Source organism: Calditrichota bacterium (assembly GCA_013151735.1).
GTDB lineage: Bacteria > Zhuqueibacterota > JdFR-76 > JdFR-76 > BMS3Abin05 > BMS3Abin05.
Genome location: JAADHR010000135.1, coordinates 1 through 25,890 on the forward strand (window position 1 = coordinate 1; position 25,890 = coordinate 25,890).

Sequence of the window (25,890 nt, forward strand, 5' to 3'; positions counted from 1 at the left end):
CTTCCTTCGAAGTTTTCAAGTAACTCGCCGCCTTTTCGTTGGAGGGTTCCCCATCCAGAACCTTCTCAAAATAATGAATGGCCTGAACGTAACGCTGCCCGTTGAATGCCGCTATCCCTGCATTCAGGTTTTTTTCCAACTCAATCTGATTGGTTAAATGTTCAATGGTTTGTTTGATTTTCGGGCTGCGGGGAAAAATTGAAGCGGCCATCTGATAATTTCTCAGGGCGTTTTTAAGATGATGCGCCTGAAGCTCGGCATCTCCCCGGTCAACCAACTCGTTAAAAAGCGTAATTTTGGCTTGATTAATCTTATTTTTCAAGCGAACGGCTTTTCGGTTTTTGGGAGAAATGCGCAGAATTCGATTGACATAACGCTCGGCCGTTTTGAAGTCCTTTTTACGCAGAGCCGCCTGACTCTTTTTCAAATAGAACGAGTCCCGCTTTTTTACAAATCGGTTTAACCGGGAGACTCCTTTTTGGGCCGCCTCATTTGTCGGGGCGATATCCAGGACATGCAAATAAATATCCAGAGCCCGGCTGAACGATTTTCGTTTTTCAAATTCTCCTGCCTTGTTTAAGAGGGAATCTATTTTTGCCAGTTTCCGGTCATTCTTCCGTTGTATTTCATCAAGATAAACCTTAACCTCTTCATATCCCGGATCGATTAGAAGCGCCTTCTCAAATTGTTCCTGCGCATGCCCCAGTTTTCTCTGACTGTAGTACCCCAGACCGCGATAAAAATATTCTTCTGCCTCTTTGTGCTTGCTGCTCTTGATTTTTGTCAGGAGCTGGCGGGCTTCCTTGTTGTTTTTATCGATCAACAATATCTTTTGGAAGATTTTCTCCGCAATGGACTCCTGACCCTGATCCAGATAGTGTTTTCCCTTCTGGAGGGTTCGTTTGATATCGTTGCGCACCAGAGGACGCAGGGCTTTTAGTCGATATTGAGCCGGCTTATAATCGGGATTTTGGTTGAGAATATCCAAATAGCGCATGGCAGCGACAAAAAAATAACCCCGCTGTTCCAGTTCCTGTGCATCAGACATCCATTTTTGTATCTGCTTTTCCTCATTGCGGATCTTGCGGGTCACAAGTTCAAAAGACCGGTTGTAAAAATTGTTCTCCGGAACGTAGCACCACGCCCGGTGAAAATCGCGCCGGGCTTCTTCGTAATCGTGTTGCTCAAGCGCATGCTTACCATCGTTAAAGTATTTTTGAGCCCGTTCCTCCGGCGATTCACCAAATAACATCGAAAACGAAATCTGCAGGCGTTTTTCATCCGGATTGAAACCAATATCCGCCAGGTAGCGATTCAAGTTAAAGGAAATCCCTCCGAAAACTCTGTTTCCGGATCGGTCGGAAAAACTCGCCAGCACCGATACGTCTTCAATTAGATTAAACCGTATTCCAAAAGACCAAAACGCTCTTTTGTTCTGCACGTAAACATTCGGGTAAAATTTTAACTGATCCTGTTTTAAAGAGATAAACCCGCCTGCCCCCCATTGCACCGGTTCTTTTATTTGATTTAAAATGTTAATGTGTGAGATGTGAGCCCCGAAGCCCATTTTGATCGGCGCACCGGAACGGTTTATTTTCACAAACCGATAGGTTCCGCCCCAATTCATAAACAGCCGTTTGTTCTCACCGAATTTCGAATAGTCCAGTCGAAGACCCCAGGTGCCGCGATGCCCCAACAATTTACTGAATCCCGCCCGGAACGACTGCGCTGGCACATCTCCCAAACCATTGGTAAACGCCAGTCCCATATGACCAATTTGGGGACGAAATCCATTCAGAACAATCGCGTTAAACCGGTAAGGAGCATTCAAGTGAATAGTGGCACGCTGCCAGGAATTGAGTCCCAAATTGGCCGGATTGGCCAAAAATCCGGACGGACTTTCCGAATAATAACTCAAAACACCACCCAGCGAGGTCAATCCCACATCGTAGTCCGGGATTTGTGTGTTGCCTTTACCGGCTGCGAGAAAAATAAAAACCCCCAGGGCAAATGTTTTCAAAACATGTCTGTTAATCATTCGTAACCATGTAAAGTTGAACCGGTCTGTTTCTGCCTTTTAGAATAAGAGGCTCTAATTTAATAAGCGAATATTTTCCCTGAACCCTGCGGATCATTCGATTCGGAATAATGATTTGTCCGGGTTTGGCAATGGAACACAATCTGGCCCCCAAATTAACCGTATCCCCAATCGCCGTGTAATCCATTCGGGTTTGCGTACCCATGCTTCCGATCATAACCGGACCATAATTTATGCCGATGCCCACCTGTAAAATTTCCTTTTTTGCTTTTTTTCGGGTTCGATTGAGTTCCCGAATCGCCTTCTGAATGTCAATGGCGGCCTGGATCGCCTGATCAACCATTTCTTCTTCCAAAAACAAGGCCATTATTTGATCGCCCACGAACTTATCCACGATTCCGGAATATTTTTCAATGATTTTGGTCTGAAGATCAAAATAAATATTGATCAGCTTAACGAGACTTTCCGGTTCGAGTTTTTCCGAAACGGTTGTGAAGCTTCGGATATCCGAAAAGAGAACGGTAATATTTCGGCGCTCCATAGCCTCGTCATCCTTTAGTTTTAATCGGGAACGCCTCCGAATCATCTGCATGGTCAGGGTTGAAATAAATTTCTGCATTTGCAGGTTTTCCCGAAATCGCCGAATCAATTGATTGAATTCACGCGTAAGCAAACCCAGTTCGTCGTTTGATTTTACAGGAATTTCCACTTCCAGATTGCCGTCGCGCACTTCCCTTACACCATTTGCAAGAATAACGATCGTTGAAGAAAGCTGGTGGGCAATCCAATTGGCAGCAATCAGTCCCACGCCCACAATAACAAAAGTAATGAGCAAAAGAATTTGTCGGGCATGACTGATGGGCCGAAAAACGTCCTTTTTTGAGAACCCCACAACGGCCACCCCTAAGAGCAATTTACCCGCTTTGGCCCTACTAATATGTTTTACATAAATCGGATGCACATATTCAAAATATTTTCCATTCTTGAACGCGGATTTTAGGTCGTGGGTTTCTGGAAGAGAAAGATACCTGGGAGCACGGCTGTCAATTTTTCGGGGATTTGAATGGGCAATGACCAGGCCTTTACGATCAACAACAAAAGCATAGCGCAACCCAATAATTTTCATCTGAATCATATTGCTGATGAGCTCCTGTATGGGCGCACGCCCTCCCAGGAGCATGTTTTCTTTGGCCACGCCCGAAAGATTTTGCACAGACAACTGGCATATTTCGGCCATTTTTTCATTCAGAACTTTTCGCTGCCATTCCAGAATTGAAAAACTCAGAATCAAAATGGTCACAAGCAAGACAATGCTTATTGTAAAACTAAACTTCTGCCGAATGCTTAACCGATTATAGTAAGACTGCCCCAAATTCCGTAGTTGTGCGAATTGCAACAGGCGCACCCCATCCTCCACTCGTCTTGTGGCTTTTCCACCTTGAACTAAATTACACGTTTTCTTTAATTTTTACAACCAATAGCGTCATATCATCCGTTTGGTCGGCTCCGTTCGAAAATGTTTTTACGGCCTCGAGAATTTTTTCCGAAATTTCCTCGGCAGGGAGCAACAGATTCTCATATATTTTTTGGATCAATCGTTCCTCCCCAAATTCCTCCTCTTCTTGATTTTGGGCTTCCGTAATGCCGTCGGTATACAAAACCAGCACATCATTCGGGTGTAGAAGAACGGTGCTTTCTTCATAAGCCACATGCGGCATCATCCCCAAAATAATTCCTCCCTCCTTTAAAAACTGATAGCTCCCATCCTGATGAAAGAGAATGGGGGGATTGTGACCCGCATTCGTAAAAGTAAGAGAGGATTCGCGGACGAGGAGTTCGCCATAAAAAAATGTGATAAATTTGTCTGATGTTGTATTCTGGTAGATTAAATCATTGATTTTTTTAACAATACTCTGTACAGGTTTTCCATCGCTGGCAAGAGCGCGCAAACTCGCCTGAAGGTTCGCCATAAGCAAAGCCGCCGGTGTGCTTTTGCCCGAAACATCTGCAATGGCAATCCCCAGGCGGGACGCATCAAGCGGTAAACAATCGTAATAGTCGCCGCCAACCTCCGTGCAGGAGTAATTTCGGGCTGCAATTTCCACACGATCATAATGGGGGCAATACTCCGGCAACAACCGCTTTTGAATGTCACGAGCTATTTTGAGCTCCTCTTCCATGCGCTGTTTTTCCAGCATCTGCTCAACCATCTGGGCATTTTCAATGGCACTGACGGCATCGTTGGCCAAAGTTTCCAAAAAGCCCAGCTCGGTTTCGGATAACGTTTCGCCGGTAACCTTTTTCCCGATCCCCAGAAATCCCTTAAACACATCCTGAGCGGACATGGCGACACAATATTCCAGCTCCAATTGCTTCAAAAAGCCCAAACCGCTTTCCTGACACACCTCCGGCGTCAATTCAAGAACAGGGTGTTGACTCAGACTCTTCACACAGGCGGAATTTTGCAGCTGTTTTTCAATTTCGACAACAGAGGCATCGAGCCCCCGAACCAATTGAACCTTTAATTGCTGGTGATCCAGAAGAACAATGAGACACCGATTAACCAGCAGCTCTCCCATCACGGCAAAGGAAAGAACATTGAGAATCTTTTGAATATCCAGCGTGGCCTTCAATTCCCGGCTGATTTCAAAAAGGGTGTTGAGTTCCTGTATCTTTTTGTCTAATTTTCGGTTGGTGCTTTTGAGTTCCTCAAAAAGCAGTCCCTTGTCCACGGCAATGGCTGCGCTGCTTACCAACGATTCCAAAAAATTGATTTCGTCTGGATTGTATTCGGATTGAATAAATTTTTTCCCGAACGCAACAAGACCAATTTCCTTACCATTTGAAATCATCGGGATAAGGATTTGCAGATCATTTGTCTCTAAAAAGCGGTACAACGGATCTCCCGCAGCCTTATGATCGGTAATAAAAATGGGATTACCCTTCAGATGCGGCATTGGAAAAACCCGGCCAAGCAGGCTGGCAGGAAGACCTTTCAAGGCTTTCAATTCGACGACAGAATCCTCCATCCGAATAAAAACCGCGCCCTGGCCAATCATCAGCCGTCCCATGGCCGTAAGCAGCAGATTATCCAAAATAGACTGCAAATCCAGAGACGCATTCAGAATTTTATTTGTTTCGAAGAGAGACGTTAATTCCAGATATCGGATTTTAAGATTTTCCAACTCATTGTTTTTCATATAGATTAAACCTATCGACGATTCCTGCTCCGTTTCATGATGATTTCCTGCTGCCGAAGTTTATCGGCACTTTCCGTGCGATGAATATATTTAATCATTTTTACACTGTTTTTGTGAAAAGGATTCACCCTGAACGTGACCTGATCCATAAGCGTCTGAATCAAATGAATTCCGAGCCCGCCCTTCTTAAATTGATTCAAATATTCCACCATATCCGGTCGGGTCAAATTCGCGATGTCAAACCCAACACCTTTATCCGAAACCGTGACCACAAATTTTTCGTTATTGAGGGTAATTTCAACTTGAATGGGGCCCACCGGCAAATTTTTGTAGGCGTGTTTAACCACATTGGTGCAGGCTTCATCGGTGGCCAACTGAATCTTATTCACATTATCCTCTGCAAAACCCGCGCGCCGGGCCAGTTTTCCCACAAAGTCCCTGATCAGCTCAAGATTAATGCTTTCGCTTGGAGTCGTAATTTTATATCTTTCTGTCTGCCGTTTCAAGTATGTTCTCCCATAGGTCTTCAAATTAGGCTGATTTAAATTTTTCAATGGCTTGTCCAAGGTTTTCATAAATTTCGTACAAATTGGGAAAGCCCAACAGATCAAATATCTTAAATACCCTGTCGTTGAGTTGGGCCAATTTAATATCACCCCCATTTTTCCGCACGTCTTCAATAAATCCCATAAATACCCCCAATCCGGCGCTGCTGATGTAATTCAAATCCGAAAAATCAATCACAATTTTATAGCGGTTACTTTCCAGTAGTTCCTGAATGGCTTTTTCAAAATCAGGAGCCGTATGAGCATCCAGGTATCCCTTAATGGTCAAAATTGAAATGTCGTCTTGATCCTGCCGAATAACCTCAAACTGATTCTGCTCCATTCAAACCTCCCAATTTATTCTTATGTTCATTCATTTTTTTCTGCAGACGTAACGTGCGCTTTCCGATTCATATTTTACGTTTTGAAATGAAGGCTACGCGAATTTCAGCTCAAATCACGGTTTTTTTACCCTTACAACAAGGATTGAAATATCATCGTGCTGCCGGGCTTCCCCCACAAATGATTTGAGTTGATGGACAATTGTATCCACAATTTCAGATGCCGACTTGCCCTTAATTTGCGACAGAACCGCTGTGAGCCGCTCCTCTCCAAATTCATCGCCTTCCGGATTGCGGGCCTCCGTGAGGCCATCCGTATAAAAAACAAAGATGTTTCCGTCCCGAATAGGCAGTTCCTGTTCATCCAAAATGCGATCAAATAATTTGCCTTCGTCGAGAGCCAATCCCATTCCTGCCGGCTGAAAGCGGAGCACCTCCCCCGTATCCGGTGAGATCACAAGCAAGGGACAGTGCCCGGCCCGACTAAAGCGAATACGATTCTTCTGCAGGTCCACAATCGCATAGATTAGACTAACAAAGGTTTGGCGATCCACATTTTGATAGAGAACACGATTCATTTGGGACAGCAGTTCCTTTGGCGACTGATAAATGCGGGCGTAGGCTTCGATAATCCCCTTCAATTCGGCCATATAAAATGCGGCGGAAATCCCCTTACCGGAAACATCCCCGATAATAATGCCCAGGCGAGAATCATCCAGAGAAATAAACCCGTAGTAATCGCCCCCTACTTCATTAGCCGTGATACAAATTCCTTCAATGTCCAACTGCTCCACAGCGGGCATTTGCTTCGGGAGCAGTTTTAACTGGGTTTCGTGGGCCACGCGCAATTCCTGAGCCAGGCGTTCCCTTTCAATGGATTCTTTCAGCAGGTTGGCATTTTCAATCGCTACCGTAGCCTGATTGGCAAAGGCTTGCAGCAATTCCCGGTCTTCATTATCGAAACCAAATTCCGTTCGTTTTGCGGCGTACAATATTCCAATTACATTTCCCTTTGAGATGAGGGGAACGGCCAGAAGCGAATTCAAATCCTTTTTCCAGAATTTAAGATGCTTCACCCGCAGATCCTTTGAAACATCATTAATCAGAACCGAGTATTTGTTTCGAATAATCCAATGGGACAAATTTCCCTCTTCACCGTCAAGCGAATAGTGCTTAAGATTGGTTTTATTGATCCCTCGCCAGGAAACGATTTTCCGGGCCTCGGTTGACGGATCGATCATCTCGAGCCAGCAGTAATCCGACGAGAGAACCTCCGTGGTCAGCTCCGTAACCTTTTTTAGTACGGCATCATAATCCATTACCGAACTGATGGTACGGCTGAGGTTGTGAAGCGAGCTGATTTCATTCATTTTCCGGTCGAAAATACTTGCCGTGGGCAGATGCAGCAAAATACTAAACAGAGAAAAAAGAACGTAAATATACACAAAATAGGCAACATACGCATCAAAGGCGGCAACCGTTAAGCTGTAATAATAAATACTTTGATAGGAAGATGAGCGGGACAACGCAATGGCACCCGGCAAAATAAGGACCCCTGCCCAAAAGGTGAGGATTTTTTGTTTTTTGTTGAGCATATTCACCCAGGCTGTGCGGAATGAAAGCAGCATCATAACAATCAGCATGGCCCCCGAGAGAATCCACTCCACCCGGTCGCGTCCCTTAAAGCTCCATTCGGCGTGGGCATTCCCGTATTGAAATTGTTCGTAGAGGACGTAAATCAGCAAAAGAATTAAGCCTGCCCAGAACAGACGACGGGTACCCTTCTTGCTCTTGTAAAAGATCAAATCCCTCAAAATAAACAAAATCGCAATAAAAAAGAGCGTCGCAAAAATTGAAACAAAGGTCGAATGAAGCAATGTCATCAGGGATGAAAACAAAACGGGCAAATCGGTCGTGGTTTTGTAATATTGAATCGGAAGCAAGAATTTGGGGAGGGCTGTTGCAAGGTAGACCCCCAGAATGGCAACAAAAAGCGATTTCAGTTTGAATAAAATATCCTTTTCCTGAATGTAATGCTGGCGATAGATGAGAGAGCTAAAAAACAACAGGGCAAAAACAATCATAAACTCACGCAAACCGTAAATATTCGAGGGGTAATTGCGCGTGTAGTAAAAGCCCAGATCAATCAGGAAAATAAAGGCAAGAAAAAAAATGCTCAGGACGAATAAAATAAGATTTGTTCGTTTTAATGTAATAATTTTCATAGATTTAGTATCACAATTTAGAATTTAAACGATCGGCCGTAAAATCGGTTGCAAAAACGCATCTTTTTCAACCAAAGGAGTGTCACTATTCGCTAAATTCAAATCCGCCTGACCCTGCGCACACCACCTGTGCCAATCCGTGGCCTGTTTTTTTACTTTTCAATGGCAATCCAGCCGGGAGCGGATTGGTACCGCTTTTCCTGACGAATCTTGCCTTCCGGTGAAACCTTTACCACGCGGGAATTGTAGGTGTCGGCCACAACGCAGGAGCCGTCAAACGGATCCACAACCATGTGTTTGGGAAACCCAAATCCCCGCAGCGAAAATTGCCTCGTCCCGTTTGGGCTCAGTTTCACCAACTCCGTACCAAGCCAGCCATACGATTGGTCGAAAACAAAAACGGCATTGCGTTTTGAATCCACGGCCACCCGATAGGCATAGGAAAATCCGTCAATGCGGTTCTTTATTTCGCCGTCCTTTAAAACCCGAACAACACGGGAGCTGTCCGCCACCCACACACTTCCGTCAGTTTCCACAAGACTGACCCATTTGGGGGCGGCCAGGCTCTGAACGGTTCGAAGCTCTTTTCCACTGCGATCCGAACGAACCAGGGTTTTCTGTTTCGAATCCACAATCCAGCAATCCCCCGTACTTTGATTCACCATCACCTGGCAGGGATACTCAAATCCGGTAATGGCAAATTTTCCATAACCGAGGGTATCCACCACTACAACGCGTTTGTTTCTCAGATCCGCCACCCACAAAAGAGACCCGGTTGTGTCGCAGGCAATCGACGAAATTCTTCCGAATCCGCGGATGGAGAATAACGTTTGCCCGGAATCAGAAATTCGGTAAACCTCGCCAAGATAATCATCTGCCACCCAAACACCCCGTCCTTGCCCGGCAAGGGCAATGGCTGCGGGAAAACCGCCGGTTGTCACTCCTTTATACGTGTGTTCAATGTCAAAAGTTAACTTGAATAACTGCCCCGTGGAATTAAAACTGACCCAGAAAAATGACGGGCCGGGTGTAATGGCCTGAGGCTCCGACCTGGGACTCTCATACCCATCGGCTACAAGCGAATAGCTGTAATAGTAGGTGGTTTTGTAAACGGTGTGACTGTCTACGAAGGTTTTTTTCTGAAGGGGGACACTGGCAATTTTTTCTACCGCCGTTGAATCCGTTCCCCGATAAATATGAATTCCGGTCAGCGAATTCAGCGCAGGCATCGGCCACGTCAGAAACACCTTGTGGTGGTCGGACAGGACACGCAGTCCGGTGGGTTTTCCTTTTGTAACTGGATTTAACGGGTCTAACGGATTCGCGTGTTTTCTCTCCGCACACCCCAACATCAGCCAACCCAGAAGCCAGACCAACGCCCCGGAGACTAAAACACGTTTAACGAAGGTTTTATTTTCGAAGAAAGCGGACATTCATTCCCATCCAAAGAATTCATTTTAAATACAAAAATGTAAATTTACTTCAAAATAATCAATTTGAAGTTTTAAATCAAGTTAAAATAAGAAGACGCAAGAATTTAAATTTTCGGGTTTTTGATGTTTACGGGCACATTCTCCTTGACACTCGGTCAGTTTTTTGATACTTTTGAATAAACGCGTAAGGTGTAAGCCGGCAGATTCAATTCTTTCATAAAGCGGTTAATATCAACTGTTCGTTTCCTAAAATTACGGGAGATAAGAACAACCAATGGAAACCTTTTCACCCAAAAGAAATTTCTTTTTTCCGGTGGCACTGATTGGATTTTCAGCCACTATTTCGCAAATCATTTTTTTGCGCGAGCTCATGGTCATCTTCACCGGCAACGAACTCTCGCTGGCCATTGTTCTGGGAAGCTGGCTGTTCTGGACATCCCTTGGCAGCGGGGCCATCGATCACTGGATTCCCATTCGGAAACAACCGGCCCTGTTTTTGGGGATCATCCAATTGCTTCTTTTTGTGATATTACCGCTTTCTCTGCTTTTTATGCGAAGCAGTTTTACGATTTTCCACCGGGCCCCGGGCGAAATTCTCGGCATTCTGCCCATTATCTGGATCTCTCTTCTCGTCACGCTTCCCTTTTGCCTGCTTTCGGGCTGGGCATTTGCACTGGCCGGTCGGCTGCTCTCGCCCCGTCAAATCACCGATTCCGACGCCATAAACCGCGTCTATCAAAATGAGGCGCTGGGTGCAACAGCGGGTGGAATTTTGGTAAGCCTCATCCTCTTGAAATTCTGGAACGGTGCATTTATTCTTTTTTTTGTGTCCCTGCTTAATTTTTACTCGGGACTTTTTCTCATTCTTGCCCGAAAAAAATCACGGACCAAACTATTTTTCCTCTTCGCCGGGTCTCTTTTGGTAACCTTCTTGATCATCGGTCTGGCAGGGCCCTTTCAAAAGAGAAGTCTTCAGTTCTTCTGGAGAGATCAAAAAATCCTTGCATCCAAAGACACCTTTTACGGAAACGTTACGGTGACGGAGTCAGGCGGTCAGGCCAATTTTTTCGAAAACGGGCTGCTCTCCTTTTCCGTGCCCGATCCCCTCGGTGCCGAGGAAGCCACGCAGTTTGCCCTGCTGGAACACCCTGACCCCAAAGAGGTGCTTCTGATTGGCGGAGGCGTTGGCGGACGATTGGCTGAAATTCTGAAAACCCCCTCAATCCAGTCGGTTGATTACGTGGAACTCAATCCGGCCGTTATTTCCCTGGGAAAAGCCCTTCTGCCTTCGCAGAAGTCCTCCCTCAGCGACCCGCGGGTGCACATTTTCACTCAGGATGCCAGACTCTTCCTGACCCGGACTTCCCGCTGCTACGACGTAATTTTGTCGGACATGCCCCCTCCGTACACCGCCCAGCTGAACCGATTGTACACGATTGAATTTTTTCGGGAGGCCCGCCGCCACCTTAAGAGCGGGGGCATCTTCTCGTTCGGTCTCCCCGGATCAGAAAATTTCATCGGCGCGGATCTGGCTCGATATCTGGCCACCTTTCAAAAAACCTTGCAGGCTGTTTTTACGGACGTCCTTGTTTTGCCCGGGAATACAATCCATTTTCTTGCAACCGATGAGGCCCATCTTCTCACCTCTGATCCGACTGTCCTGATTCGGCGCATACAGGAAAGACACCTTAAAACTCTCTACATCAGCCCCTACTATTTGCCGTACCGTCTGTCTGCCGAACGCAAACAATCGCTTCAAGAACGATTGCAAACAGCCATTCTGCCCCAAAGATTTCGCATCAACCGGGATTTCCGACCCGTGGCCTATTTTTATGATATTCTTTTGTGGAGCACTTATTTTTACCAGGGAACGCGGAATCTCTTTCGCTGGCTGGTGTCTGTACCGGTGTGGGCCTATTTTGCTTTTTCAGTGATGATTTACTTAATTTTGGCAGGCATTTTGTTCGCAAGCCGTTACGAAAAGATGCGATTAAGAATAGGCATTTCAATCGCAACCATCGGATTTACTGAAATTGCGCTTGAGATTCTCCTGATTCTGGGTTTCCAGATCATTTATGGGTACGCCTATTATCTGCTGTCAATAATTATTACCGTATTCATGGGAGGGCTGGCCGGGGGGAGCTGGTTTGCTCGCCGAAAAAGCCCGCGTATTAAAACCCCTTACCGCCTTTTTTCACGGGTTCAATTTGCGATGGCGGTTCTCCCGCTGGTCTACGGAGTCTTCCTGACCCTCACACATAACGTCTCGCATTCGGGTCTTGCCAACGGACTGATTTTTTTCTTTTTTGGCGTTTTTACCCTTCTGGCCGGGTTTCTGGCGGGTTTTCAATTTCCCCTTGGAAACATCCTGTTCCTTTCGGAAAAATCCGTGTCTTCTGCCGGCGATTGGGGAACCCTTTATGCCCTGGATCTGGCGGGGTCGATTCTGGGGGCCGTCCTGATCGCCGCCATTCTCACCCCCCTTCTCGGCGTGCTCACCACACTGTCTTTTCTGGCCGTTCTGAATGGCCTCGCCTGGCTTACACTGCGGGTTTAGCCCCCTTTTCCATTTGAAAACAGGCACAACCTCTTTATAACCTGCCCCTACTCTTCGCCAAAAACTTCCGCTGAGAAATAAAGAATTTCGGTGTCCGGGTCTTTCCACGCGTTTCGGGGGAGCCCCGCTTTTCGGCAGGTTTCCTCCACAAATTCCAACCGGTTCCAGTTGTAGTCGGTTGCAACCTGTGGAAGCAGGATACCCTGGTAGCCGTCTTTCCGAATAATTAATCCGTCTCTTCCGATTTTTATCTGTGACAAATCTTTGTTTTTCAGCACCTTTGGAACAGTCAGTACAGATATTTCAATGTGCAATTTTTGCAATTCGGACGGGCGGACGGGCATAAAACGAGGGTCGTGCAAAGCTGCTTCTTCAGCCACTTCGCGCACCGTTTGGTACAGGGGTTTAACGGGTAAAATGTAGCCGATACAGCCCCGCAGGCGGTGGTTTTCCGTAATTGTGACAAACGCCCCGCGCTTTTCCCTGAGACGCTTCGATTTTACAGTGAATTTCGGAACGGACTTCCCTTGAACCACGCTTTCAATGGTCACCTTGGCAATATGAAGGAGTTTCTGTTTTTCGGCTGGTGTCAGTCCCAAATCGATTCCCACCGGATCCTTTTTTTTCTGTGAAACGGGCTGGTAAAAAACGGCCGCCATGTAACCCACCACCCGGGATTTCGTGCCCGCGGTGTCGCCGGAATTCCTGTAATCAAGAATCTTAACCCGTTTTGCCCCCAATTTTTTGGCCGCAATCATGGTTGCCACAATCGGGCCGCCTCCGCAGGCCTCCACCTCGCGCCTTTCCAGTGCCCGCGCCAGTCCCTTGTAATCGTATTTCTTCACATAATTTATGAGTTTGTGGTCCAGCTCTTCCGCCTGCTCGTAGGGATAATAATGGGACAGGTCCGAACTGGCCACAATGAGTACATTTTTCCCGCGGGCCGCCTTTGCAATGGCTTCTCCCAGTACCTTGCACTTGTGATAATCTTGGTCACCCATAATAATGGGCACTATCTTAAAGGGCCCTTTTAGAACCTTGATTAAAAAGGGAAGCTGCACCTCCAGGCAGTGCTCTTTGTGAGGCAGATTTTCCTGAAGATGTCCCCGGGTTGAAAGCTGAATGCTTGGGTCATAATCCGCAATTTTCCGGGCCATTTTTGCATCTACCTTGAGTACACCCAGTGGAACCCGGTATCCACCCCGGGGGTAAACGGACGTAAAGGGAAAATATTCCACATGAGAGGGCCCCACCAGAACAACCGTGTCGTAGTGCCTGCCGACCAGCTGCTTGTAAGAGTAGGCCGCAACCCAGCCGGAATAAACATAGCCCGCGTGAGGAGCAATCAGGGCCACAATTTTCCCCTGAATATGGGCATCTTTGGCATCGCGGAGGTACATGTCGATTTGATTGCTCAAGGCCTGTGGATCGGCCGGGTAAAATTGTCCGGCCACGCCGGGGGGCCGAATCCCCTGGCCAAAAGCAGAAACCCACAACGACCCGACAAAAAGAAAAAAGATGCCCCCGAACAGAACAAAATATTTTGCCTTTTTCTTAAACATTTTAAGCCACCTTCTTTCGGATAACGTCAATTTGTTTGGGATCGGCTGTTCCAAGCCGGTGTTCGGAATCGGCCGCTGTAAAAATATACCGGGGCTCGCGATGGGCCTCTTTCAGCGACGGCAGTCCCTTTTCATGTCGTTTCTCTTCGATTATCTGCCATCCCACATAATCAAGGGCCACCGGATCGGTGGAAACCATGAGTCCGTCAAAAGGCCACATAAACTGCGGGATAAAGGGCGGCCCCCCTTCATACTGAGCATTAATGGCATCAAATATCGTAAGCCGCAGCTTGTTTTTTATAAGGGGATACGAACACAAATCGGCCACGTACGGATCTCCGGCATTCAAATGATATTTATTGGGATTGTGAATGACTCCGAAGAAATTCTTCAGTCCCCCGCTGAATCCGACGATTCCGTGATCTTTCAGCACGGGAACGTTCACAATAGCCGTGGCATAATCCGTAAGCACCCGACTGATCATACTCCCGATCGACCGGTAAATCACCAGATTCGGAGAATAGCCGGCGGAATCATTCCCGATGCAAATGGGTCCCGGAGGGCGTTTGTTGATCCTGAATCCGGCCCGCTTCAAATCCTGATCCAGGCGATCGAACAAAATAATGCGGTCTTCCGAAATGCCGGCCGATTTCAATCCCTCAACAATGGTTTCTACCAATTTCGGGTGAGGCGACAACCCCTTGCCGGCCAGGCAGTTCAGTTTCACCGCCACAACGTCATCGGGGCGAAAAAGTCGTTTCCAGACGGCCTGCTCTTGCAGTCCCGGAAACAATTGTTCAAGTGCCGTTCCAAGCATTTTTTTGACAGCCGGTTTGTGAATTTTCCAGCCGGATGCCCGTACAGAGTTGCTTTGTACGATAATAACCCGAGACTTTTTTAAGGAATTTGAGGAAGAAAAGGGATGAAAAGGGTCCATTAAAAATCCGCCGCCAAATACAAGACTGCCCTTGAGAAACTGGCGGCGTTTAATTGGAGTAAGTGAAAGTTTCTGTCCGTCCATGGTTTTTCGGTCTTTTTATTTATTAACCTAAAGACGTGCAAAAAAGTTTCAGAACAGATACCGGTCGGTTGTTCAACTCAAACCGCACACAGTAACCAATCGACGTGCCGGCACAAAAGGCGCCGGTTTTCTATAAATTAATTCTCTTAAAGAATTCCCTCAGCTTTTTGCCATTCCCGTTACCCGCCGCTTGGGATTTCAGTTTCAGACGCAAGAGATCATTCTCCTTGCGAAGCTGCGTGTATCCGACCTTATTTTCAAGCGCAACGGCAATTGTGGAGGCAATTTTTTCCAGAATTTGAACCGATTCGATGTCCGGCCTTTTGTGATTTTCGGGATCGTCCAGGATAAACAACCCCATAATCCGGCCTTTCCGGGAACGAATGGGAACCAATAAGACATCCGGATAATACCACACGTCCGCATCACGATAAGTGCTTATAGGCAAACCGTAAATTCTTTTAATCAAGTAAAAGGGATTGTCTTTTTGGGTGATAAAATAGGATTGGCTGAGTTTGTAATGAGGGGTTAAATAGTGTGAAATCTGGCTGGCCGTAAAACGGAGCCTCGAAAGAATCCGCCCTTTTTCCCGATTGTCAACTGCAACCGCCTTCAACTCCAACCGATGTGTAGACTGACTTAAGATACCCAGCATCACCAGATTAAATCCCATCGAGAATTTTATCGACCAGGCCACCTCCTGCAGCACATCCAGCAACGGGGTATCCAGATAAAAAGTACCAAAAATCTTAAAAAGGCGTTTCAGGCGTTTGTGTTGATCATGGGCCTCTTTAAAGCGGTTGTAGCCCTCGAAGAGCGTGGAAGCAAAGATGGCAAAAATCTCAAGCTGACGGAGCACCCATTTGGGTGGAATTTTGTGATTTTTAGGCGATTCCAAAATTAAGAACCCAAGAAGGGTGCTGTTCGAATCCCGGATCTCCAAAAAGAGACGATCCCCTTTTTGCCACGGCTGCCCACCGGACCATTCCGCCTTTTTAAAAAGCCCGGCGCCTTTTTTTCCATACACCTTCTGACGGCTTTCGTCGGACAGTAAACTCTGATGGACAAACTCGGCAAATGCCGGCGACTCATTCAGAAACTGGATTTCTTCCGGAGAAAAATATTCCGAACGCAAATCCTCTCGTTTTATGGTTTTCTCATTTTGGAGACAAATCTCCTTCTGGTAACGGTGATTCACGGCATCCCATAAAAACAGATAGGCCTGTTCGAAATTAAAATATTTCATGGGAATTTCCGTTACTTTCATGAGAAAGAGCTGGTGCAGCCCTCTTGAGAGATATTTGTTCAGATTGTAAATCTCGTAATAAAAATTCTGAGTTTTGTAGGTTTCTTCCAGAGTCTCCTTTTCTTCAACAGGTTCCTCGGAAGTCAATTTCAGATAGCCCCTGAATCCGGAAAAGTGTTTGACCAATTCATAGGGATACAGGTGAAGCTCAACAGGGAGAATTCCTTTTTCGGGATGAACGATCTGTGTGTGAAGATGAAACCCTTCTTTTTTATCCAGAACGGCTGCCCGCCATCGGTAGAACTTTTCCTGGTCATCCTCGGGCAACAAATCCGTCAAGTAGGTTTTGTACAGATCCTTTTCTTCCAGCCCGATAAGCCGGAGCAGCTCTTCATCAAATGTAATGAAACGTCCGCTTTCATTAATCTCAAAAAAACCCGTTGGAATCTGCTTTTCGGTCTCAGAAACCTGTGGTTCTTCTTTCAATTTAAAATCGACCGGGCGTTTTTCCAATGCCTGGTCAATCGCAAACGGCAATGCGGATAAGACCCCGTCCACCTTTACCAGATAATCAAATGCACCCTTATTCAGCACGTCTTCTCCCAATGGTCGTTTCTCCTCGTCCAAAAGAAAAATGAATGGTAACTCAGAAGCTAATTTATAAATTTTATTCAGGATTGAAGTATTGGAGTTTTCAAGAAAGCTGGAATCTAATACGCACACCTGAATGGCCTGCCGGCTGACCTGTTTGTTAAAATCTTCAAGAGAGCTTGCCGTTAAAAGGTCTGAATCGGGGAGGCTCTTCTTCAAAACCGACTGAACACTGGCCGCTAATCTGGAATCATTGCCTAAAAAGAGAATTGTTTTTTTTTGAACGGACGTCATGTATTTGAATTTTCGATTTGTTTGAGATGAGATGGGATAAAATCTAATTGGCGTCCCAATGAAAACACGGGATATTATGGATTCGCAATGGCAACTACAATCTAAAATTACGGGTTTTCGTTCAGACCGTAACTAATGTAATAAAATATTGAAAAAAGAGTCAATAGTTTTTTCTTCTTTTTGCATTAATTTCAAATTTGTAGTTTGGATTCCCCCTTTATTCCGATGAAGATTCCGATAATAATAAAAAGCGCCCCGAAGATTTTGGCTGACGTAACGGATTCATTTAAAATAAAATAGGCCAAAATGGTCGACCCGACGGGTTCGCCCAAAATGGCCAGGGCCACAAATGAAGCGGACAGAAAGCGAAGCGACCAGTTAATACTGGTGTGGCCAATCATTTGAGGAACCACCGCCAGGAGCAGCAAATACACGTAATCGATTCGGCGGAAGCCACCAAAGGGGGAGGACGAGGCCAGTGCCAGGGCTACCAGGAAAATGGCCGAAATAGAGTAAACCAGCGTGGCATATTGGAAGGCATCCATGCTTCTTCGCAAGACCCGCCCGGTCAACAGGTAGCCTGACCCGCCGATTGCCGCCAACAGGGCAAGCGCATCGCCGAACAGTTGCGTGCTTTGGACCTGAAAATCGGTTGCGCCGATTACAATGGATCCAAAAATAGTCAGGAAGATGGCCAAAAGGAGCCACCGATTTATGCGTTCTTTCAGGAACAAGAGGCTTCCAAGCGCTACAAACAGGGGATTCGTCGTCACAAGCACGACAGAGCTGGCGACCGAGGTGTATTCAAGGGAAGAAATCCAGAGCGAAAAATGAACCGCCAAAAAGAATCCGGAAACAATGATCAGACGAATTTGGTAGAGAGTCAACCCCTTTAAAAGGGGTTGTCTGCGGAACACGGAAATGATCAGGAAAAACACGGCGGCAATGAGCATGCGATACGCGGCAATACTGAAAGCGGGAACCTGACATAACTTGATGAAAATAGCCGCAAACGAAATGGCTGTGACGCCTGTCGTCAGAACGCCGACACCCAGCAGTTTTCCAATCGTCTCAATGTGCGTTTCTGTAGAAGCGTCCATGGCCAGTAATGATTCCAGAGGGAAATCGTCTTTCGTTTTCCGTCACTTCAGTATTTCTACAAATGACATCCAGTCGCTAAAATCCTCAAAAATGAAATCCGGCTGCTCGTTTTGAAGTTGATCCACGGAATACGTTCCGGTTGCTACGCCAACCGTTCGTGCCCCGTGAGGTTTGGCGCATTGAATGTCCCGGGGCGTATCCCCGATGACCAGAATATTCTCCGGTGGAATGGGATCATTGAAATACCGTTCAAAGCGTTCTGTGGCAAAAGGAAGCAATTTTTCCCGATCAATGGAATCGTCTCCATAGGCACCCAATTTGAAATAATGGTGCAGGCGGAAATGTCCCAATTTTAAGGCCGCTCCTTGTTTCCAATTGCCGGTAAGGAGGCCCAGTACCACATCCGGTCGTTCACTTAAATGTTCAATTAATTCCCGGATCCCCGGCATGAGCACCTTTTTTGGGTTGGGTTTCTCAATCTCTATTGCCATGAGTTCAAAATATCTCTGCTTAAACAGGTCGGCCAGGTCTTCTTCAAGCGGGAGTTTGGCCTGAAGAAGCGCTTCCCTTAAAATCATGGGATCGGTTTTTCCACTCATGTGAATCCCATGAAATCCATCAGGCACGCCATACACCTCCTCAAATGCCCGGACCATCGAACGTTTGCCAGCGCCCCCCGTGTTTAAGAGCGTTCCATCAATATCAAAAAGTAATAGTTTTTTCATGCACAACCCGTCTTCCGGTTCTGAACACTGAAATGCCTGATTTTAATTCGCGCGAGAAATTACCCCGACTGGTCTGCTGCCTGCATCTTCGACCATCAAAGAAGAATCTTTCGGCGGGTTTGCCGAGATTTCCTGCTTGATTTTTTGCAAATAACCTGTTAGTTGCTGAATCATCTTTTCATGTAAGCCGCGGCTTAACCCCGAATTCTTCGATTGTAAATCTTTAATGGCGAATTCAATATACTGCTCCAGATAAAGCCTGGCTTCAGGTGTATATTCACTTTTGGGAAAACGCGCCACAAAATCGTCAAACAGGATAAACGGCGCAGAATAGGTATTTTTAAATAAAACCCACCTTTTCCGGATGGGACGGGCGACCACATCCAGAATGTATTTGTTGTAATTGCGATCCGGATGATCGATCAGGTACTCCGCGAAATCCTTGTACCGGTAGAATAACTCCTGTACAAGCTGATCCCGTTTTAATCCGCGGGCGTGCCGGATTCTTTTTTCCAAGGTCAATACCTGGGCCTTCCATTTTGGCGGATCGACCTGCTGCCTTTTAATTTGGAAAATCAACGTCCATCCTACCCAGGCTTCGTGCGGTTTTCCCTTTATTTTGGCGGGCTTAAAACGCGCCAAACGTGCAATCTGAAGGGCCGCCTGGTCCAAAATCGGGTAGCCCGATGTTTTTGCCAGTTGGGCCTCTTTAACCTTTCCATCCTTCCCAATTAATATGGTTAAGCCCACCTTACCCTCTATTCTTTTGGCACGGGCCTCCGGCGGATAAATTACAACGAGACTGTTTTTGTCCAGTTTGGGAGGAACATTCCCTCCCAGATAGCATCCCGAAAGAATAAAAACAAAACCCAGTCCTATCAGAAGTAGTTTTCTCATAAACCTTCTCTCTAATTATTTTACGTCTTAAAAAGCACGTGATTCAAAAGCAGGGAATTGTTTCAATATTATTTTTCAGAATTAAGAAAATTATTCTGCTGCTATTTGATTGGATTCATCAGACCTTTCATTTAAAATTATTTGATAAATCGTATGAATGCAACTTTTTCCTTGCATATTTAGGCGTGATTATCTAAATTCTTAAAAAAACAAATGGCCTATGGGATATTTATGAAATTGTTGCAAAGCCTTAGTTTTCGTCTGTTCCTCTTAATCTTTACCATCTTGGTGCTGGTTTTTTCGTTCCACACCTATATGAGCATTCAATTGCAAACAAAACAATCCATGCACCACATCATCCTTTGTGCCCGCCGAATTTCTGATCTCGTTAAAAGCTCCACCCACTACAGCATGTTGATCAACCGAAAACAGGACATTCAGAATATTGTGACCACGGTGGGACATGAACCGGATATTGAAAATCTGTCGATTATAAACCACGACGGAGAATACATTTACACGTCGAATCCGCTAAACGAGCATAAGATCGTCGACATGCAGTCCCGGGTATGTATTCAATGCCATTCGGGCCCGACACCAAGCATTTCAATTCCCAAAAAGCTGAATATCATCAATTCCCTTGAAGGGTACCGAATTGCGGAACTCACGCGCCCCATTCTCAATGAACCCTCCTGCTACAATGCGGCCTGTCATGCTCATCCCAAGGAACAACAGGTGCTCGGGTTGATGAATATTCAAATTTCCTTACGGGATATTGATAACGCCACGCGGCACAGCATTCACATCTTGATTTTCTTGTCCCTCATTTCCGTTACCATTATCATTTTTGTCCTTTGGCTCTACATCCGGCGGGAAGTCATTATTCCGGTACAGATTCTTCACAAGGGCACCCGAGAAATTGGGCATGGTAATTTGGAATACACGATTTCTTTCCCGTCGAAAACGGAAATTGGTGATCTGGCCCATTCTTTCAATCAAATGACTCGCCGGCTGCGGGAAGCTCAGGACGAAATTACGCAGTGGTCGCGGACACTTGAGAGCCGTGTAGAAGAAAAAAGCCGCGAACTGGAAAATGCCCAGCAGCAAATGATGCACGTGGAGAAAATGGCATCCCTCGGCAAACTGTCTGCAACCGTTGCCCACGAAATCAACAACCCGCTGGCAGGGATTTTGAACTACACCAAACTCATCGCCAAAAGAATTAAAAAGAGCGATCTCTCTGAGGAAAAACAAGCGAATATTCTGGAAGAATTGGGCATTATTGAAAGTGAAATTAAGCGTCTCGGGAACATTGTTAAAAATCTTTTAACCTTTGCGCGGGGAAGTGGAGAAGAGCTCATTGAATATGATATTAATAAAATTGTTGAAAAAAGCCTTTTATTGGTAAATCATCATTTCCAGATGCACAATATCCGGCTCGAGACCCGATACTGCACAAAGGCCTGCATCGTCAAATGCAATCCCGACCATCTGAAACAGGCTCTTATTGCAATTTACGTAAATGCCGTGGAAGCCATGTCGCCAAATTCTGACGAAGAAGGAGGTACGCTTCGGGTGGAGGTTTGGAAGCTTGAAGAACAGCACCGGGTCCAAATTCGTATTTCCGACACCGGAATCGGCATCTCCAAAGAGGATCTCCCCCACATTTTTGAACCTTTTTACAGTACCAAAAATAAAACAAGTGGTGTGGGATTGGGACTCTCGGTCGTTTATGGAATTGTTAAGAACCATGGGGGGACCATCCGAGTACAATCAAAGATAGGAGAAGGTACGACCTTCTTCATTGAATTTCCGAGCATTTAAGACAAGGATAGAAACATGGATACATCAGATGTCAATATTTTAATTGTCGATGATGAAGAGTCCGTCCGGAGCTCGCTTTACAAGTGGTTTATCGAAGACGGCTATACAGTGGATACGGCGGCCGATGCCAAGGAAGCCCTCCAAAAGCTGGAAAAACAACCCTGGGATATTATTCTTCTGGACATTAAGATGCCGGGCATGAATGGGCTGGAGCTTCAAGAGCGTATTCGGGACATCGATCCCACCATCGTTATTATTATGATTACAGCTTACGCTTCGGTGGATACGGCCGTTCAGGCACTCAAAGCAGGTGCTTTTGATTATGTGACCAAGCCTTTTGATCCCGACGACCTGGAGCATCTTATCCGTAATGCGATTGAAAAGCGAAAGCTCACCCGGGAAAATCTCCAGCTCAAACAAAAAATCAGTCAATTGAGTCCGGAGGAAACCATCATTGCGGAAAGTCCTCAAATGAAGCACGTGCTGGAATTGGTCGACACCGTTGCTCAAACGGATTCCACCGTCCTGATTCACGGGGAGAGCGGAACGGGCAAAGAAGTGATTGCCCGAACCATTCATAATCGCAGCCGGCGCCGGCTTTTCCCGATGATTGCCGTCAATTGCGGGGCACTTCCCGAAAGCCTGCTGGAAAGCGAACTCTTTGGCCATGAAAAGGGGGCGTTTACAGGCGCCCAATACCGCCGAAAGGGGAAAATTGAACTTGCCGACGGCGGCACGTTGTTCCTTGATGAAATTGGAGATATCAGTCCCAAAACACAGCTGGACTTGCTCCGCGTTCTCGAAACCAAACAATTCACGCGCCTGGGCGGCAATCAAATCATTCGCTCCGACTTTCGTTTGATTTGTGCAACCAACAAAAATCTGGAAGAAGAGGTGCGAAAGGGAAACTTCAGGGAGGATTTGTTCTACCGAATCAATGTTTTCTTCATTCTCATTCCTCCCCTGCGCGAACGGCGGGAGGATATTCCGGCCCTGGCCCACTTTTTCGTGCAGAAATATTCACGAGCTATGAATAAACCCATTCACGACATCTCCCCGGAAGCCATGAAACGACTCATGGAGCATAACTGGCCCGGAAATGTTCGGGAACTGGAAAATGCCATTGAACGCGCAATGGTCATTGGAAAGCCCCCGGTCATTCAACCACAGGATTTGCCATTTGCACAGGTGCTTCCTTTCGATCCGGCAACAATGGACTCCGACTCCCTTGAAGCCATTGAAAAAGCACACATTTCCGCGGTTCTGGCACGCACCCATTGGAATATCAAGCGGTCCGCTGAGATTTTGGATATTGATCGGGTTACGCTTTACAATAAAATCAAAAAATACAATCTTCAAAAGCCTTGAGAAACACGCTTTACATTGTACCTGTACACCATCCCAGGCTGGAAAACCTGGAATTACTGAAACAGGCCCTTTCCGAAGTTTTCTCCCTCCACGTGGAATTTTTAAATCTGGAACTGGATATTGAAGCCGTTTTCAATATCAGACGGCATCAATACCACTCAACGGAAATTCTGGCCTATTTGCTGGATCGGATGCCGGATGATACCGAGCGCATTCTGGCTGTAACGGATCTGGATTTGTATATTCCGATTTTAACCTTTGTTTTTGGCGAAGCGCAATTGCGCGGCCGCGCCGCAGTTGTTTCCTGTCACCGCCTAAAAAATGAGTTCTACGGTATCCCTGCCGACAACGACATTCTAATGGATCGGTTAATCAAGGAAGCCGTTCACGAATTGGGGCATACCTACGGCCTCATTCACTGCACCAACTACGCCTGTGTGATGCACGCTTCGACCTATGTTGAGGAAATTGATATTAAGGATTACCATTTTTGCCCCGCCTGCCAGGCCCTGCTTGCCGGTACGGAACCCCGGCAGCCTTAAACCCCAGGGTGCATTTCCCCGATTTCCAGGGATGATGCTTCACAGCATATAAGCCAAACCGGCATAAACCGAAAAAAACTTGGAGGGTTGTTCATATTTTCCCGCAGGGACAATGGTTAGTTTGCCCTCACCAAATACCTGAATGGGGAAAATGGGCACTTTCAGCCGAAGCCCAACCAGCGCATGCCCACCGTAGATGATTTCTTTTGCAATATCGTCCTTCAAAATCCCTTCGGCATCCAGATTTTCGGCCTTTGTTTTCAGATGATCATAAATGTATTTTTCGGAAACCAAAGGTGCAATGTAGTGCGCTCCCGCCCCGAGCCCGGCATAAAGGGTAATGGTTTTTAAAATCGGAGGAATGGCAATCAGATTTTTCTTTACGCTAACATAAAGACCCACTCTTCCGAAGGGAACATCGTACCGGGTAGTATCCTGATTCAGGGGGTTTAACACCGTGGGATTCGGACGAATATATTTGAGCGGATAGGTCGTTTTGGAACCGTCTACACTGATCTGGAGGTCGATAATAGGCAGCGTGTTGATAAACAGATCAATTCCGCCCATGATTGGGTTTTTAACCTCTTCCCGAATGACGCTAACCTGGGTCAAATCCATCAGTTTTACCGAACGCTCCAATGACGGGATCGTAAAACGATCCGTTCCGCCGTGAATACCAATACCAATTCCAAGTCCGAATTGCGCCTGGCTATTCGAGACAAAGGAACCCAAAAGGATAATCGACAAAAATAAAAATGATACGCGTTTCATGAGGTCCTCCCATTTTTGGATTGACTGTAAATTCTCCCATCTGCCATTCGGCGGATTGGCATCAACCTAAAGATTTTTTTAACAGGATTTTCAAGATAGTTTTATTTGATCCCCAAGATGTGCACTTTTTCCGATCAAAAATGAATCAAACGGGGACATCTTTCATCCTGTCAAATCCTGCCAAAATTCTTTAAATTCCTCCAACCGGTTTTTTCCAAAACCTCTAACGCACGCCTTTTCGCCACCAGCGCCACAACGGGGCGGCCACAACGAATGGTAAGAGAACGAAAAATTCTTTTATCATTCCCAAAAAATTATGTCGTACAAAAAGGCTGTGCAAAAATGTACCGGAATCCGAGGTTTTTTGCACATCCGAAAAGATCAGGATCGGAGAAATAACATACCGATTGGAAAGCGGCCAGAACAGGGGTTCCCCGAATGGAAACCGGGTATCGGCCGTTAAATAATCCAAAAACAGATGAGAACAATAGAGTAAAAATAGAAAAAGCACGCCCTTTTTATAGGATCCCAAATATTTCGAAAATATCCACCCCAGGGCAAACGCAACGAAAACGGCAGCACCCAGGCTATGGGTGGCCCCGTGATGATAAAGATTCGGATTGCCTGCAAAGAACCCCGGGATAAAATCCAGGTCGGGACTGTTGGCAAAAAACAGGCTCCACAGGTAAAAACCAATAATCTGTGACCGCGTTATCCGGGTTTGTTCTGTTTCCCCAAGAGCCATTCCTGCAAGCGAATGGGCAACGGGTGACGGCATCTACTCTTCCTCTCCCTGAGGGGTAACCAGAATTTTAATATGCTGGTCCCGGTTCAACTCCAATTCAAAAAAGCCCTTCGGAATAATTTCGTCCAAACGAATTTTGTCCGTAATCAGGGGATCCAGAATCATCTTCCCCGAGGCAATCAGTTGAATGCCTTCTATAAAATCTTTGGGTTCAAACAGCCACGAGGCCTTAATTTGCCGTTCAAAAACGAGTAAATTTACAAAATGAAAATAAATCGGTTCATCAAAAACACCCAAAATAACGGTCGTCCCCCGCTTTCGCGTTGAATTCACGGCCTGAGCGACCGAATTCTCAAAAAAACCGCTGTGTGTGCCGCCTACACATTCAAAGGCCACGTCCGCCCCCTGTCCATTTGTGGCAGCTTTTACGACTTCTACAAAATTTTCTTTTTCCGGATCAATGGCGACGGCTGTTCCCACCTCCTGGGCTACTTTCAAACGCCCCTCGGCCACTTCCGAAAGAAAGACCTCTGACGCACCCAATATGTTTGCGGCCTGTGCAACCAGTTGGCCGACCGGTCCACCTCCAACCACGGCAACCCGGTCGCCTTCTTTGAAACCGCTCTGATGAATGGCATGCAATGTAATGGCCATCAATTCACCAAAGGCAAGATGTTCCAATGGCAGCGATTTCGGTGCTTTTACACAGTTTTCTTGTGGGACAACCATGTATTCGGCAAATCCGCCATCTCCCATAAGGCCGAGATAACCCAACTTCTCACAAAGCTGGGGGTAACCGCTTTGACACCATTCGCATTCTCCGCAAGAAATCAGGGGCGACACCGCCACATGATCCCCTACGGA

The 25,890-nt window shown here is 46.3% G+C and carries 20 protein-coding genes; 4 read left to right on the forward strand and 16 right to left on the reverse strand.

Going from position 1 to position 25,890, the window contains the following annotated elements:
- The 7 genes from GXO76_09420 to GXO76_09450 all read right to left on the reverse strand — a co-directional run.
- Positions 1–2,038 (reverse strand): tetratricopeptide repeat protein (locus tag GXO76_09420; protein NOY78073.1); only part of this gene is annotated, 2,038 nt, incomplete at its 3' end.
- The gene (locus GXO76_09425) at positions 2,031–3,455 is read right to left on the reverse strand and encodes a HAMP domain-containing protein (protein ID NOY78074.1); all 1,425 of its coding nucleotides are present in this window, start codon (positions 3,453–3,455) and stop codon (positions 2,031–2,033) included. The genes GXO76_09425 and GXO76_09420, both read right to left, overlap by 8 nt.
- A 31-nt stretch (positions 3,456–3,486) precedes the next feature.
- On the reverse strand, positions 3,487–5,223 hold the full coding sequence (locus GXO76_09430; GenBank protein ID NOY78075.1) for a SpoIIE family protein phosphatase: 1,737 nt from the start codon (positions 5,221–5,223) through the stop codon (positions 3,487–3,489).
- A 26-nt stretch (positions 5,224–5,249) separates the two neighbouring features.
- A complete protein-coding gene (locus GXO76_09435) occupies positions 5,250–5,744 on the reverse strand; it encodes an ATP-binding protein (GenBank protein ID NOY78076.1) in 495 nt (164 codons plus the stop codon).
- Positions 5,745–5,769: 25 nt separating this feature from the next.
- The gene (locus tag GXO76_09440) at positions 5,770–6,126 is read right to left on the reverse strand and encodes an STAS domain-containing protein (protein ID NOY78077.1); all 357 of its coding nucleotides are present in this window, start codon (positions 6,124–6,126) and stop codon (positions 5,770–5,772) included.
- Positions 6,127–6,240: 114 nt separating this feature from the next.
- Positions 6,241–8,349, reverse strand: a complete 2,109-nt coding sequence (locus GXO76_09445; GenBank protein ID NOY78078.1) for a SpoIIE family protein phosphatase — start codon at positions 8,347–8,349, stop codon at positions 6,241–6,243.
- Positions 8,350–8,501: 152 nt separating this feature from the next.
- Complete coding sequence (locus tag GXO76_09450) at positions 8,502–9,782, reverse strand: hypothetical protein (protein ID NOY78079.1); 1,281 nt, start codon at positions 9,780–9,782, stop codon at positions 8,502–8,504.
- Between the two features lie 274 nt (positions 9,783–10,056).
- Here GXO76_09450 and GXO76_09455 point away from each other — a divergent pair, with 274 nt between their 5' ends.
- Positions 10,057–12,339, forward strand: a complete 2,283-nt coding sequence (locus tag GXO76_09455; protein ID NOY78080.1) for a hypothetical protein — start codon at positions 10,057–10,059, stop codon at positions 12,337–12,339.
- 47 nt (positions 12,340–12,386) lie between these two features.
- Here the strand turns inward: GXO76_09455 and amrB are convergent, their stop codons facing one another.
- The 6 genes from amrB to GXO76_09485 form a co-directional block, all read right to left on the reverse strand.
- Complete coding sequence (gene amrB, locus GXO76_09460; GenBank protein ID NOY78081.1) at positions 12,387–13,901, reverse strand: AmmeMemoRadiSam system protein B; 1,515 nt, start codon at positions 13,899–13,901, stop codon at positions 12,387–12,389.
- 1 nt (position 13,902) lies between these two features.
- Positions 13,903–14,922 carry a DUF362 domain-containing protein gene (locus GXO76_09465; protein NOY78082.1) on the reverse strand — a complete coding sequence of 340 codons (1,020 nt, stop codon included), beginning with the start codon at positions 14,920–14,922 and terminating at the stop codon, positions 13,903–13,905.
- A gap of 130 nt (positions 14,923–15,052) precedes the next feature.
- A complete protein-coding gene (locus GXO76_09470; protein NOY78083.1) occupies positions 15,053–17,053 on the reverse strand; it encodes a hypothetical protein in 2,001 nt (666 codons plus the stop codon).
- A gap of 191 nt (positions 17,054–17,244) precedes the next feature.
- A complete protein-coding gene (locus GXO76_09475) occupies positions 17,245–18,153 on the reverse strand; it encodes a DMT family transporter (GenBank protein NOY78084.1) in 909 nt (302 codons plus the stop codon).
- A gap of 42 nt (positions 18,154–18,195) precedes the next feature.
- A complete protein-coding gene (locus GXO76_09480; GenBank protein ID NOY78085.1) occupies positions 18,196–18,879 on the reverse strand; it encodes an HAD family hydrolase in 684 nt (227 codons plus the stop codon).
- A 42-nt stretch (positions 18,880–18,921) separates the two neighbouring features.
- Positions 18,922–19,776 (reverse strand): energy transducer TonB, encoded by an 855-nt coding sequence (locus GXO76_09485; GenBank protein ID NOY78086.1) that lies wholly within the window; start codon positions 19,774–19,776, stop codon positions 18,922–18,924.
- Positions 19,777–20,007: 231 nt separating this feature from the next.
- Here GXO76_09485 and GXO76_09490 point away from each other — a divergent pair, with 231 nt between their 5' ends.
- The 3 genes from GXO76_09490 to GXO76_09500 are packed head-to-tail and all read left to right on the forward strand — an operon-like array spanning position 20,008 to position 23,510.
- Entirely contained in the window at positions 20,008–21,600 is a 1,593-nt protein-coding gene (locus GXO76_09490; protein ID NOY78087.1) for a HAMP domain-containing protein, read from the forward strand.
- Positions 21,601–21,615: 15 nt separating this feature from the next.
- Entirely contained in the window at positions 21,616–22,968 is a 1,353-nt protein-coding gene (locus GXO76_09495; protein NOY78088.1) for a sigma-54-dependent Fis family transcriptional regulator, read from the forward strand.
- Positions 22,965–23,510, forward strand: a complete 546-nt coding sequence (locus GXO76_09500; protein ID NOY78089.1) for an archaemetzincin family Zn-dependent metalloprotease — start codon at positions 22,965–22,967, stop codon at positions 23,508–23,510. The genes GXO76_09495 and GXO76_09500 overlap by 4 nt, the downstream gene beginning before the upstream one ends.
- Before the next feature lie 39 nt (positions 23,511–23,549).
- Here GXO76_09500 and GXO76_09505 read toward each other — a convergent pair whose 3' ends face one another.
- The 3 genes from GXO76_09505 to GXO76_09515 form a co-directional block, all read right to left on the reverse strand.
- Positions 23,550–24,281, reverse strand: coding sequence for a hypothetical protein (locus GXO76_09505; GenBank protein NOY78090.1), 732 nt, complete (start codon positions 24,279–24,281; stop codon positions 23,550–23,552).
- A gap of 223 nt (positions 24,282–24,504) precedes the next feature.
- The gene (locus GXO76_09510) at positions 24,505–25,059 is read right to left on the reverse strand and encodes a metal-dependent hydrolase (protein NOY78091.1); all 555 of its coding nucleotides are present in this window, start codon (positions 25,057–25,059) and stop codon (positions 24,505–24,507) included.
- A partial coding sequence (locus GXO76_09515; protein NOY78092.1) for a zinc-binding dehydrogenase occupies positions 25,060–25,890 on the reverse strand: 831 nt, incomplete at its 5' end. It abuts the gene before it with no gap.

Excerpts from the sequence above, each read along its gene's own strand:
- GXO76_09490 (NOY78087.1), top strand. The coding sequence starts at position 20,008 with ATGAAATTGTTGCAAAGCCTTAGTTTTCGTCTGTTCCTCTTAATCTTT.
- GXO76_09445 (NOY78078.1), bottom strand. The coding sequence starts at position 8,349 with ATGAAAATTATTACATTAAAACGAACAAATCTTATTTTATTCGTCCTG.
- GXO76_09480 (NOY78085.1), bottom strand. The coding sequence starts at position 18,879 with ATGAAAAAACTATTACTTTTTGATATTGATGGAACGCTCTTAAACACG.
- GXO76_09465 (NOY78082.1), bottom strand. The coding sequence starts at position 14,922 with ATGGACGGACAGAAACTTTCACTTACTCCAATTAAACGCCGCCAGTTT.
- GXO76_09470 (NOY78083.1), bottom strand. The coding sequence starts at position 17,053 with ATGACGTCCGTTCAAAAAAAAACAATTCTCTTTTTAGGCAATGATTCC.
- GXO76_09495 (NOY78088.1), top strand. The coding sequence starts at position 21,616 with ATGGATACATCAGATGTCAATATTTTAATTGTCGATGATGAAGAGTCC.
- GXO76_09450 (NOY78079.1), bottom strand. The coding sequence starts at position 9,782 with ATGTCCGCTTTCTTCGAAAATAAAACCTTCGTTAAACGTGTTTTAGTC.
- amrB (NOY78081.1), bottom strand. The coding sequence starts at position 13,901 with ATGTTTAAGAAAAAGGCAAAATATTTTGTTCTGTTCGGGGGCATCTTT.
- GXO76_09455 (NOY78080.1), top strand. The coding sequence starts at position 10,057 with ATGGAAACCTTTTCACCCAAAAGAAATTTCTTTTTTCCGGTGGCACTG.
- GXO76_09440 (NOY78077.1), bottom strand. The coding sequence starts at position 6,126 with ATGGAGCAGAATCAGTTTGAGGTTATTCGGCAGGATCAAGACGACATT.
- GXO76_09510 (NOY78091.1), bottom strand. The coding sequence starts at position 25,059 with ATGCCGTCACCCGTTGCCCATTCGCTTGCAGGAATGGCTCTTGGGGAA.
- GXO76_09505 (NOY78090.1), bottom strand. The coding sequence starts at position 24,281 with ATGAAACGCGTATCATTTTTATTTTTGTCGATTATCCTTTTGGGTTCC.
- GXO76_09485 (NOY78086.1), bottom strand. The coding sequence starts at position 19,776 with ATGAGAAAACTACTTCTGATAGGACTGGGTTTTGTTTTTATTCTTTCG.
- GXO76_09475 (NOY78084.1), bottom strand. The coding sequence starts at position 18,153 with ATGGACGCTTCTACAGAAACGCACATTGAGACGATTGGAAAACTGCTG.